The following is a 12,368-nucleotide window of genomic DNA, read 5'->3' on the forward strand; positions in this document are numbered from 1 at the left end:
CTTATTTTTGTAGAAGTCCCGACGGACGAGGCCTGTAATTGGACCGTCCACGCTAAACGATGGAGGTGACTGTAAAGCCGCAGGTATACCGCCCGCCTCTGGGAAATTATTAACCGGGTATCGATTTTTCTTATCGGGGAATCAACAGAGATAGACAGAGCGTGGTAGAGCGGGGGTGATGATTGCGGCACGAGCAGCCGCTAGTAGGAGATGCATCGTCAATAGCTGCTCCGTATTCGGTATACGGAGCAGCTCAAAACTAAAGCAATTTATTGTGCGGCCTTGATCGCCGCCAGCAACTGCCTTCCAGCCTTACCAGCATCGGCGGACTTGTCATTCATGAAGTGGGTCACGACATCGAACACAGCGCCCTGCACCGCCTGAGAAGTCGACATGTTGAATGCCATGCTCGGAGCGAGTGAACCAGTCTTCTCGGCAGCAGCGAAATCCTTTGCAGAGGCTTGTGCACAGCTATCGAATCGACTCATGTCCAAACCCTTGATGACGGGTATTGACCCCTTGTTTTGATTGAAAACATATTGAAACGACGGCTCCAGCGCTACTTTGGCCAGGTCGTTGCGGGCTGCAATATTGCCAGGGGTGTCATTCTTCGAGGCAAGTTTGAACATCGCCAGTGAATCAATGGTATAGCTGTAAGCACCCTGCGAGCCGGGAAATGGCACACAAATGTAATCTGTATCGGCAAACTTGCCCGCCGCGCTCCACTCACTTTTCGCCCAGTCCCCCATGATTTGCATGCCTGCTTTGCCATTGATGACCTTGGCTGTTTCCAGATTCCAGTCTTGACCGTTGCCATCGGGATCCAGATAACTCTGTATTCTTCGCAGCGCATTGAATACTTCAATCATTTTCGGCCCGGTGAAAACACTGTCGTCGACATCAATAAAGGCCTTCTTGAAACCATCAACGCCCATCACGCTCAAAACGAGGTTTTCGAAGATTGTCGTGTCCTGCCAGGCCTGACCGCCATGTGCGATAGCTATGAACCCTGCCGCCTTGAGCTTATCCCCAGCAGCATAAAGTTCATCAAGAGTGGTCGGCACATCGGAGATGCCCGCCTGCTTCAGAACGACAGGGTTAAGCCAAAGCCAATTGATGCGATGAATATTCACCGGTACCGCAACGTAATGCCCCTCGTACTTCATTATTTGGGCGACGGACTCGGGAAGCAGGCTGTCCCAGTTATTCGCCTTGGCGACGTCGTCAATGCTGGCAAGAAGATCGAGGCGACCCCATTCCTGAATATCTGGCGCTTTTATCTGCGCGGCGGTGGGAGGATTGCCCGATACAGCACGGGTTTTCAGCACAGTCATGGCCGCACTGCCTCCGCCGCCAGCGACTGCACTGTCCTGCCAAGTGAATCCATCTTTCTCGATGATTTTCTTCAAAACTTCCACCGATTTGGCCTCGCCCCCGGAGGTCCAATAGTGAACGACTTCAACGTTTCCCTTGGTTTCAGCGGCCTGAATCACAAGAGGAAATAAAGCGGCAAGAGAAACCATGGCTGCAAGGCGGTTCATTGAGTTCATGTCAGTACCTTATTGTTTTTTTATCGAGGTAGTGGGCTATTCGCTCAGTCTCACGCAATCATTCGAGCCCCAGACCGGCACGTCCGAGCGCGTTCAGACGCTCCAAGGTGAAACGACCTTCCCAAGTTGCTTCATAGTCTTCCCGAGGAAAATCGTCGGGTGATGCACCCTGCGCGAATGCCCTGAACACATCCTTGGCGTAACGCAGGTTTTTTTGACACATAGGTGCAGCCGGAACGTACATAACATTGCCCCAGCCTTGTTGATTTGCCACGGGTGCGACACTGTGAATTACATCGCAATGCCACCACACCGAATCGCCCGCACGGACATCCGGAATCGGACTCAGCCCTTCGAACAGCAGTGGATGCCACTGTCGGGACACCGGAAGTACCTTGCCCGGCGCAACCCCGCACAGCTCATCCTCAGGTACATCGTCCAGCAGTGGCCGCAGCAGCATGTAAGCCATCGCCTTGGGGATCGGCAAGGTATGCAGTACCCCCTGATCGGCGTTCATATCCGATAACGCGGTCCAGCCTTGAAACGTGCGGAACGCAGAGCACTTGACCGTATCTTTGTAGGCGTACTCATCGACTTCAGTACGGAAGGCTGCGTCCCAAGGGTCGTAGGCGCTGAAATCGTTGCTGTAAATTTTGTCGAATACCTTCAGGTAGGCTGGGTGCAGCCATCGCTCCAAGGCGCCCGAGTCGGTGTGTGGCCCGAGACCTTTTGAATGTGTTCCCGGAGGTCGACGCCGTACTCGATCCGGGTATAGGGCATTGATATCAGGGTTGAACCATTGCCGCCCTTGAGAATGGATCTTCCAAAGACGATTCAGAAAAGATTGTGCGGCCCCCATGCGCTCATCCTGACGCAACTGCATCTGCGACTCCGACCAATAGATCGGAAAAATTTCTGGACGCGATGCCTCCAGGCTTCCGAAAAACTGGTCCGCTGGACCACGATAAATTGCATCGAAGTGATTGCGGTCAAGGTAATCCAAAAGCCTCTCGTCCCACCCCAAAACCTGCTCTCGAGGAAAATGGTTTCTGAGCACGACGCAACCACGCCGCTTGATTAGCGCCAACTGGTCCGCACTCACTTTCCCGACCGCGATATCCTCGAACTCAAGGATCGGCCAAGCCGAACCGGTGAGCGCCTCCTGCGCCTTGATTGAGTCGATTTCAGCAACGATGAATTCGCTAACTTGTTCAAACAAAGATTCAACGTCGCCGATCTGCGCGCGCAAGGCGCGCTTCATTTTGACGATGCTGTCTCGATAATCTTGCGGAAGCGTTTCGCTTTCGAAGGCACGGTATTTACTCATGGGAACTACCTGCTGTTTTTGTTATTCATGCAGGTATGGAACCACTTTTAAATAAGCACACGGCAGCCTCATTTGAAGCGTCGACTAGTACGATAATGGCGTTTTGAGCCAATACGATCGGAGTATCCACCCACTAGATTTCTGACCTTCACTGAAAATGATGGCTGTGCGTTTGACGAAACGCGGAAGGTGTCAGCCCTTTCAACGCCTTGAACTGGCGGTTGAATAATGCCAGCGACGAGTAGCCCACCTCCTCCGCTATTATCGATACCGGCGAGTCGCCCTGCATCAGCAACGCACAGGCATGGCCGATGCGCAGTCGAACGATATAGTCCAAGGCGGTACAGCGTGTATGCCGGCGAAACATTCGATGGAAAGCAGACAGACTGACGCAGGCCAGCTCTGCTAACTCGGCAACATTGATTGCCCGGGCGTAGTTACCATGTAGGTAATGCAGAACTCGATGAATACGCGCGTCTTCGACAATCTGATCACCGGCCTGCCCGCCTGGCGTCGGCAGGATCCGAGTAGCATCAGCGTCTCTTGCCAGCCTGTCGAGCACCGTTAGCAATGCGATCAAGCGCTGAGGCGGCGTCTGATTGACCATTGCCTCGATGTAGGAGCGTACTTCACTGGAGGCCCTACCACTGAAACTCACCGCGTGTTGAGCTGCCGCCAGCAATGGGCGAACCGCAGCCATTTCCGGAAACAATGTCACAAGCGAGTCGGCCCAAGCAGCGGAAAACCAGATAACCAAGGCAACATGCGGCTGATCCTCATCAATACGCTCCGCTGAAGACCAGCTATGAGGAATATTCGGCCCTACAAGAATCAGGTCTCCATCGTCATAGCGCGCTACGTCATTACTGATGTAGCGATGGCCGCGACTATTGAGCGTGAGTGTCAACTCATATTCGGGATGATGATGCCACTCGAATGGAATCGCATCCGGCAAACGCCTGTTCAATAGCGTCCAAGAGGTTGCAGCCTCTGTGGGTACTTTCTCGAAGCTGGGTTTCATGACATCGACTCGGCCTAGCAAGGGACTTGTATCGCCATCATCGTAACACCCACTACTTCTGCAGTGAGCTGACGAGATCTCAACGCGTAAAATCGTCGGCCGCCTGATCATGACATTGACCTGCACGAGGGTTCCATTGAAAACCGGAGCGCGCCAGCACGCTTGGATTTTATCGCTGGTCGCTACCGTAATCCTCGCGTGGATGAAAGAATAGCGTTTGCGTCGCTTGAGGTACACGCAACCTGGTTTGGTAAGCAGCCAGGTATTCGTTGCGCACCTCGAGTGAAAAGCTGCCAGGCATCCATGCGACGAAAGGATGCTGCGTAATCGAACAAACGATGAAATTCGGGTCAGCCTCCCCCGCGCTGGCCAATTCATGGTTCTCCAGGCGCATACCAGCGGTTACTCGTAATGATCCGCAACTCAAATTGCATTTGAATGCGAGCACAGACCTCCTAGACGGCGATCAGGATACTTGATATTGCGGTGCGTCATTGCCATGGCCATGCCCTAGGGCTCACTGCCGAATTAATGCTGCCCGGAGAAGTCAGGGTGTATTGCAGCACACTGCGGCTATTTGAAGTTTCGGACTTGGTGAAGGCAACGCTGTTGTATACAACTTCACATGCGAACTGGCCCAAATGGTTTGCCCACGCCGGTTGACCGCAGACAGATTTGAAGATCGGGATGCGCTTTGATCAATCGGAACTCGCCATTGACGCGGCGCGGCGCAGTCAAAGCGTGGTGCTAACAAGTCCCTGGCTTGTCGAAGATGCCTTGGAGCAAAACCAACTTGCGCAGCTATTCGATACTTCCTTATCAGAGGGCGAAGACTATTACCTCGTTCATAGCGGGAATGCTCCGCATGGGTCCGCAGACTGACTGAGGCAATGGCTTCTGAAAGCCTCAAAGCTGTAGCAAGCGCATTACCGGCAACCGATGTGAGATCTCACACCTGAAGCAATTAAAGCGATGCGGAGATGGATGATACTCGCTGCGTACGACATGACAGCGCCATTCTCTTGTTTTGGGATTGATGAGCAAATTTCATGAACCCTTGCCGATTTAAGCGTCTAGTACCTATTCGGTAGCTCGCTTACTGTTCCCCAACGCCTTATTCGGGAGAACGAAATGCACAACCGCACACTCGGCAACAGCTCACTTGAAGTATCGGCACTCGGCTTTGGCTGCATGGGCCTGAGCCATGGCTACGGTCCAGCGACAGAAACGCAGCAGGCGATCTCGCTGATTCGCACGGCAGTTGATCGAGGCGTCACGTTCTTCGATACCGCCGAGTTCTACGGCCCCTATCTCAATGAGCAAGTAGTTGGCGAGGCGCTGTTCCCGGTTCGCGAACAGGTCGTGATCGCCACCAAATTCGGCTTCGCCGTCGGTGCCGACAACACAAAGCAGACTCTGGACAGCCGGCCCGAACGTATTCGGGTCGCCGTCGAAGGTTCGCTGCGCCGACTGAAAACCGATTACATCGATTTGCTTTACCAGCACCGCGTCGATCCGGACGTGCCGATCGAAGACGTCGCCGGGACGGTGAAAGACCTCATCGGCGAAGGCAAGGTCAAGCATTTCGGCCTGTCGGAGGCCGGAGCACAGACCATTCGCCGTGCGCACGCGGTGCAACCGGTCACGGCGCTACAGAGCGAATACTCGCTGTGGTGGCGCGAGCCCGAGCAGGAAATCCTGCCGACGTTGTGGGAACTGGGCATCGGCTTCGTGCCGTTCAGCCCTTTGGGCAAGGGTTTTCTCACCGGCACGGTGTCGGCGGAGGCCACTTACGGCAGCGACGATTTTCGTAGCATCGTGCCGCGCTTCAGCCAGTCGGCGCTGCAAGCCAATCAGGGGCTGGTGATATTGATTCGTCAGATCGCCGCGCAGAAACAAGCCACGCCGGCGCAGATCGCTTTGGCCTGGCTGCTGGCGCAGGCACCGTGGATCGTACCGATTCCGGGCACGACCAAGCTGCATCGCCTGGAAGAAAACCTCGGTGGCGCGGACATCACGCTCGATGCAGCGGAGCTGAAGGCGATTGATGCTGCGCTGGCGCAGATCCGCATCGAAGGCGAGCGCTATCCCGAGGCCCTCAAGGCACGCGTCGGCCGATGAGCAAAGATCACGATCCGCTGCGGCGCACGGTCATCGCTGCACTGGCCAGCGCCCCGCTGCTGTCACTCGCCGACACGCAAAGCCCCCATGAAACCCCGCGTTCCGGTTCGCGGATTCTGGTCGCGTACTTCTCGCGCTCGGGCAATACCCGCGTAGTTGCCGGGCTGATCCAGCGTGGACTGGGTGCCGATCTGTTCGAGATTCGCCCGGCCCACGCCTACCCCGAGGACTATCTGGAAACCGTGGAACAGGCGCGTCAGGAGCGTGACAGCGGCTTCGAACCCGAGCTGCAAAACAAGGTTCACGCCCTCAGCGACTACGACACGATCTATCTGGGCTTTCCGATCTGGGGTGAAACCGCGCCGCCGATCGTGCGCGCCTTCCTCAGCGCCCACGACCTGACCGGCAAGACCCTCATCCCCTTCAACACCCACGGCGGTTATGGCTTGGGCAACAGTCGCAGCGTGCTCGTCAAGCACACGCCGAAGACTAAGGTTCTGGAAGGTTTTGTGATGAAGGGTGAGCAAGAGCGCAAGACCATGGAGCGCGTGAATGGCTGGCTGAGCGATCACCCCCTCACGCGTTAATCGAATTCTGTACGGAGTGACATCATGAAAATCCGCACGTTGGGCAATAGCCTGAAAGTGTCCGCACTGGGCCTTGGTTGCATGAGCATGACGTCGGCCTACGGGCCGGCTGCCGACCAAACCAGCATGATCAAGCTGATTCGTTCGGCCCACGAGCAAGGCGTCACCTTGTTCGACACCGCTGAAGCATATGGCCCGTTCGCCAATGAAGAACTGCTGGGCGAGGCCTTGCAGCCGATCCGCGAGCAAGTCGTTATCGCTACCAAATTCGGCTTCGATATCGACTTGGTCACCGGCGCACGCGGCGGCGGAACCAACAGCCGCCCGGCGCATATCCGCGCCGTGGCCGAGGCGTCGTTGAAGCGTCTGCGCACCGATTGCATCGACCTGTTTTATCAGCACCGCGTTGATCCGCAGGTACCCATCGAAGACGTCGCCGGCACGGTCAAGGAGCTGATCGCCGAGGGCAAGGTCAAGCATTTTGGCCTGTCTGAGGCGGGTGTGGAGACCATACGCCGGGCTCACGCGGTGCAACCGGTCACGGCGGTACAGAGCGAATATTCGCTGTTCTGGCGCGGCCCGGAGCTGGAACTGCTGTCGGTGTTGGAAGAACTGGGGATCGGTTTCGTTCCGTTCAGCCCGCTGGGTGCCGGTTTCCTCACCGGTCAGATCGACGAGCACACGCAGTTCGACGCGAGCGATTTCCGCAATTTCGTCCCGCGCTTTTCCCCTGAAGCGCGCAGGGCCAATCTGGCGTTGGTCGATGTGGTGAAAGCCGTCGCGCAACGCAAACACGCCACGCCGGCGCAAGTGGCCCTAGCCTGGTTGCTCGCACAGAAACCGTGGATCGTGCCGATCCCGGGTACGACGAAACCGCATCGTCTGGAAGAAAATCTGGGCGCGGTCGAGCTGCAATTGACCGGAGACGATCTGCGCGTGATCAACGAGCGGATGGCGCAAATTCAGGTGCACGGTGAACGCCTGCCGGAATCGGCACTGAAAATGACCGGACTTTGAGTCTACCCAACGCGGCGCTGCGTGGGGCGCCGCTTTCATTGCCTGACCGGAGTTGATCCGATGAACCGATTGATCGCGCCACTCGTGGCTTTCTCACTCATGACCGCAGAAGCCCAGGCTGCTAATGAAATCCGCATTACCCCGAACGGTACCCAGCCCTCGATCAAGGGCGCGGCGCAAAACTTTACCGGCGCGGTGCGCGTCGATGGATTATTCAAAGGTGACGCTCCCGCGCGCATCGGCGGCGGCACGGTGACCTTCGAACCTGGCGCACGCACGGCGTGGCACACCCATCCACTGGGGCAAACGCTGATCGTCACCGCTGGCGTTGGCTATGTGCAGCAAGAGGGCGGCCCGCGTCAGGAAATCCGTCCGGGCGACACTGTCTGGATTCCGCCGAACACCCGGCACTGGCACGGCGCCACGGCCAACAGTGGCATGACCCACATCGCCATCGCCGAAGCCGAGGACGGCCAGACAGTCACTTGGGCGGAGCAGGTCTCGGAGGCGCAATACGCCGGCCAATGAAGTTACGGAATGTGTCGAAGCTGTTCGCTCGACACTCTTGCGGCGAACCGTCATCTGACCTCCAGGCCCCGTAACAGCGGGTTCGCGCGAGGTTTTCAGCAGTTTTGGCAACGTCGACTCATGAGTTTTACTCAGGAGTCCATGCGCCTTTTCGGGGTTAATCGCCACAAACATCCTCCGTACGATCCAGCCACACCTCGCAGTGACCTGCAATGGACGGAGCCTTTCATGATGACCACTGAAGTACGCAACCGCACCGCCCTCCCCGCATTTATCGCGCTTTGTCTGGGCGTTGCGGCGATCTTCAGCGTTCCCATTCAAGCAGCCGAGGCATCGCAGACCATGACCAACACACTTGCCAGCGCAGCCAGCTTGTCGAGCCAGCAACAAGCCATTCCACTGATCGCGGCGTTCATGGCGACCAGCGACATGCCCAACCTCAACACGGCGCTCAACCAAGGGCTTGATGCCGGCCTGACCATTAGCGAAACCCGCGAAGTTCTCGTGCAGCTTTACGCCTACGTCGGCTTCCCACGCAGCCTCAACGCCTTGAATGAATTGATGACCGTGGTGCAGGCGCGCAAACAACGCGGCATCGAAGATGCGCCGGGGCGTGAGCCGAGCCGGGCGATTCCGGTCGGGGATGAGCTGCTGGCCGCGGGCACGGCGAATCAAACCAAGATTTCCGGCGCCCCGGTCAAAGGCCCGGTGTTCGAGTTCGCTCCGGTGATCAACCGCTTCCTGCAAACCCACCTGTTCGGCGACATCTTCGAGCGCGACAACCTCGACTGGCAAAGCCGTGAACTGGCAACTGTCGGGGCCCTGGCAGCAACGCCGGGGGTCGAGCCGCAGTTGCGCTCGCACATGGCAGCGAGCCTGCGCGTCGGGCTCAGTGCGGCACAGTTGCACCAAGTCACCGAGCTGCTGAAAAAGCATGGCGATGCACAGACCGCCGAGCGGGCCAACGCAGCGCTGGTCCAAGCCCTCACGGCTTCGAGGAAATGACATGAGAACTGCAAAACATTTGCTGAGCGTCACGCTGTTGAGCCTGTTGGCGGCCTGCGCGAACCACCCCGAAGGCCCGCTGCTGATCCAGAAACAAGGCAGCTTCGCCGCAGGCGGAACGATGACCACGGCACCGGGCACCTTCAACCCGCGCCAACCGATGACGCCCAACGGCCAGACCTACCACGGTGACCACGCCTACGCCTTCTATCAAATCCCGGTGGACGCGCGAAAACTGCCCATCGTCATGTGGCACGGCGCGGGTCAGTTTTCCAAAACCTGGGAAACCACCGCCGATGGTCGTGAGGGTTTTCAGAACATCTTTCTGCGCCGCCACTACGGCGTCTATGTGATCGATCAGCCCCGGCGTGGTGATGCCGGGCGCAGCATGGTCGAGACCACCATCAAGCCTGTGCCGGACGAACAACTGTGGTTCAACCAGTTCCGCATCGGCCTTTGGCCCCGCTACTTCAACGGCGTGCAAGTGGCACAGGATGCCCAGACCCGCGAGCAGTTTTTCAGGGCAATGACGCCGAACACCGGGCCGTTTGACATGGGCGTGGTCTCCGATGGTGTGTCGGCGCTGTTCGACAAAATCGGCCCCGGCATCCTGTTTACGCATTCTCAGGGTGGCGGGCCGGGCTGGTTGACGGCTATCAAGAACGACAAGGTCAAAGCCATCGTGGCGTTCGAACCGGGCAGCAGTTTCGTGTTTGCTGACGGTGAGGTGCCGGCGCCGATCCCCAGTGCGTTCGACACGGTCCAAGGCGCAGAGGTGCCGATGGAGCAATTCATGGCACTGACGCGTATTCCGATTCTGATCCTGTACGGCGACAACATCCCGGAACAGGCAGTCGATCTGCCCGCTCAGGACAGTTGGCGCGCACGCCTGAAAATGGCCCGGCTCTGGCGTGACGCGGTCAATCGCCATGGCGGTGATGTGCGACTGATACACCTGCCGGAGATTGGCATTCACGGCAACACCCATTTCCCTATGTCGGATCTGAACAACGTGCAGATCGCTGACCTGGTCGCGCAGTTCCTCAAAGAAAAACAGCTGGACTGACCCAAATACTTTTGCAACTGCCGCCTTTTTTTGCTCAGGAGCTTCACGTGAAGAACATTCTCAAAGCCACGTTCATGTCGGCATTGGTCGGCCTCTCGGCAGGCGAAGCCTTGGCCGCCGACTACAAGAAGAACCCGTTCACCCTCGCCTACGACGGCGCGATCACCCGCAACGAACCGGGCAAGGTCAACATTCACCCGGTCAGCTATAAGCTCAACGGTCTGGACATCGCCGCCAACGTCTACACTCCTGCCAACTACGACGCGAAGAAGAACTACCCGACCGTGGTGGTTGCGCATCCGAATGGCGGCGTAAAAGAGCAAGTCGCCGGTCTGTATGCCCAGCGCCTCGCCGAACAGGGCTACATCACCATCACGGCCGATGCGGCCTATCAGGGCGCCAGCGGTGGTCAGCCGCGCAGCATCGATAAACCGGCGTATCGCATCGAAGACATTCACGGCATGGCCGATTTCATCAGCCAGTTCGCTGGTGTGGATGACAACCGCCTGGGCCTGCTCGGCATTTGTGGCGGCGGTGGTTATTCGTTGGCGGCGGCGCAAACCGACAAACGCTTCAAATCCCTGGCGACGGTGAGCATGTTCAACTCGGGTCGAGTACGCCGCAACGGCTACAACGACTCGCAAATGGACAGCATTCAGCAACGTTTGCAACAGGCATCAGTAGCGCGCGCGCAAGAGGCAGCGGGGGGCGCAGTGCTGTATTCGGGGGATGCCAACCTCACCGACGAGCAGATTGCCGAACTGCCTTTCGAACTGTATCGCCAAGGTTATGAGTACTACTGGAAAACCCACGCGCACCCGAACTCGACCTTCAAATACACCACCAGCAGCCTTATTGACCTTATGCGTTTCGACGCCACCGACCATATCGAGTTGATCAATCAACCCTTGCTGATGATCGCCGGCAGCAAGGCCGACAGCCTGTACATGACCCAGGATGCGTTCCCGAAAGCCATCGGCACCACTGACAAGGAAGTGTTCATCCTCGATGGCGCCACACACATCGAAACCTACTGGGTGCCGCGTTATGTCGATGCGGCGATCGGCAAACTGACGGATTTTTACGCACGCACCTTGTGATCAGCGCGCCAAGGGTCGCGCATCCGCGCGCGACCTGCTTTCATGGAATAATCACGCGCTCCTCATGAGAGATACTCATCAATGTCCCGCCCCAATCTCAACGACCTGCAAGCCTTCGTGGTCATCACCCGCGAAGGCAGTTTTACCCGTGCTGCCGCGCAACTGGGCGTTTCGCAGTCGGCGCTGAGTCACACCATGCGCGCCCTAGAAACTCGGCTGGGCGTGCGCCTGTTGACGCGAACCACACGCAGCGTTTCGCCGACCGAGGCCGGCCAGCGCTTGTATCAGTCGATGGCGCCGCGCTTCGATGAGATCGAACTGGAACTGGCTGCTGTCAGTGAGTTTCGCGACACGCCGGCCGGCAACGTGCGGATCTCGGCGTCCGAACATGCAGCCAACAATATCCTCTGGCCGAAGCTGCTGAAGGTGTTGCCCGACTACCCGGACATCAAGGTCGAAATCACCGTCGACTACGCCCTCTCCGACATCGTCGCGCAGCGTTATGACGCAGGTGTGCGCCTGGGTGAACAGGTGGCCAAGGACATGATCGCCGTGCCGATCGGTCCATCCTTGCGTATTGCAGTTGTCGGCTCGCCTCAGTATTTCCGGCATCGGCCTTACCCGATGGAACCGGGAGATCTGGCGGCACACAACTGCATCAACCTGCGCCTGCCGACTCACGGCAGCCTGATGCAATGGGATTTCGAAAAGGATGGCCACGAACTCAAAGCTCGCGTCGAAGGCCAATGGACATTCAACAGCAGCGTGCCAATTCTGCGTGCGGCCGTGGCGGGATGTGGCTTGGCTTTCCTGCCAGAGGACATGGTGGCGAAGGAGCTTGGCGACGGTAGCCTTGTGCGGGTGTTGGAAGATTGGTGCCAACCCTTTGCCGGCTACCATCTCTACTACCCCAATCGCCGTGAACATTCGTCAGCGTTTGGCGTTGTAGTTGAGGCGTTACTCTACAAGCACTGAGTCATCGACCTTCAAGGCGCATGAGCTTCATCCGCCCCACAAACCCGTGAATGAGCTAATGCTTTTGATCG

The 12,368-nt window shown here is 57.6% G+C and carries 11 protein-coding genes; 8 read left to right on the forward strand and 3 right to left on the reverse strand.

The window, feature by feature from the left end; translation table 11 throughout:
* Positions 1–269: 269 nt before the first annotated feature.
* The 3 genes from AC07OV_RS11115 to AC07OV_RS11125 form a co-directional block, all read right to left on the reverse strand.
* A complete protein-coding gene (locus tag AC07OV_RS11115; RefSeq protein WP_041064242.1) occupies positions 270–1,550 on the reverse strand; it encodes an ABC transporter substrate-binding protein in 1,281 nt (426 codons plus the stop codon).
* 58 nt (positions 1,551–1,608) lie between these two features.
* On the reverse strand, positions 1,609–2,877 hold the full coding sequence (locus tag AC07OV_RS11120) for a DUF1479 domain-containing protein (RefSeq protein WP_495092240.1): 1,269 nt from the start codon (positions 2,875–2,877) through the stop codon (positions 1,609–1,611).
* A 148-nt stretch (positions 2,878–3,025) separates the two neighbouring features.
* Complete coding sequence (locus tag AC07OV_RS11125) at positions 3,026–3,898, reverse strand: helix-turn-helix domain-containing protein (RefSeq protein WP_101270042.1); 873 nt, start codon at positions 3,896–3,898, stop codon at positions 3,026–3,028.
* A gap of 1,131 nt (positions 3,899–5,029) precedes the next feature.
* Here AC07OV_RS11125 and AC07OV_RS11130 point away from each other — a divergent pair.
* The 8 genes from AC07OV_RS11130 to AC07OV_RS11165 all read left to right on the forward strand — a co-directional run bounded on the left by AC07OV_RS11130 (position 5,030) and on the right by AC07OV_RS11165 (position 12,297).
* Positions 5,030–6,019, forward strand: coding sequence for an aldo/keto reductase (locus AC07OV_RS11130; protein WP_101270036.1), 990 nt, complete (start codon positions 5,030–5,032; stop codon positions 6,017–6,019).
* Positions 6,016–6,606: a flavodoxin gene (locus AC07OV_RS11135; RefSeq protein ID WP_101270033.1), complete on the forward strand. Its 591-nt coding sequence runs from the start codon at positions 6,016–6,018 to the stop codon at positions 6,604–6,606. Before AC07OV_RS11130 ends, AC07OV_RS11135 begins: the two co-directional genes overlap by 4 nt.
* 24 nt (positions 6,607–6,630) lie before the next feature.
* A complete protein-coding gene (locus AC07OV_RS11140; protein ID WP_101270030.1) occupies positions 6,631–7,623 on the forward strand; it encodes an aldo/keto reductase in 993 nt (330 codons plus the stop codon).
* Positions 7,624–7,683: 60 nt separating this feature from the next.
* Positions 7,684–8,151, forward strand: coding sequence for a (R)-mandelonitrile lyase (locus AC07OV_RS11145; RefSeq protein WP_101270027.1), 468 nt, complete (start codon positions 7,684–7,686; stop codon positions 8,149–8,151).
* Between the two features lie 231 nt (positions 8,152–8,382).
* Positions 8,383–9,156, forward strand: a complete 774-nt coding sequence (locus AC07OV_RS11150) for a carboxymuconolactone decarboxylase family protein (RefSeq protein WP_101273790.1) — start codon at positions 8,383–8,385, stop codon at positions 9,154–9,156.
* Between the two features lie 121 nt (positions 9,157–9,277).
* Complete coding sequence (locus tag AC07OV_RS11155) at positions 9,278–10,222, forward strand: alpha/beta hydrolase (RefSeq protein ID WP_176332055.1); 945 nt, start codon at positions 9,278–9,280, stop codon at positions 10,220–10,222.
* Positions 10,223–10,269: 47 nt separating this feature from the next.
* Entirely contained in the window at positions 10,270–11,322 is a 1,053-nt protein-coding gene (locus AC07OV_RS11160; protein ID WP_495092241.1) for an alpha/beta hydrolase, read from the forward strand.
* An 81-nt stretch (positions 11,323–11,403) separates the two neighbouring features.
* Positions 11,404–12,297, forward strand: a complete 894-nt coding sequence (locus tag AC07OV_RS11165) for a LysR family transcriptional regulator (RefSeq protein ID WP_101270021.1) — start codon at positions 11,404–11,406, stop codon at positions 12,295–12,297.
* Positions 12,298–12,368: the final 71 nt, after the last annotated feature.

It is taken from the genome of Pseudomonas sp. GW821-FHT09A09 (assembly GCF_059418405.1).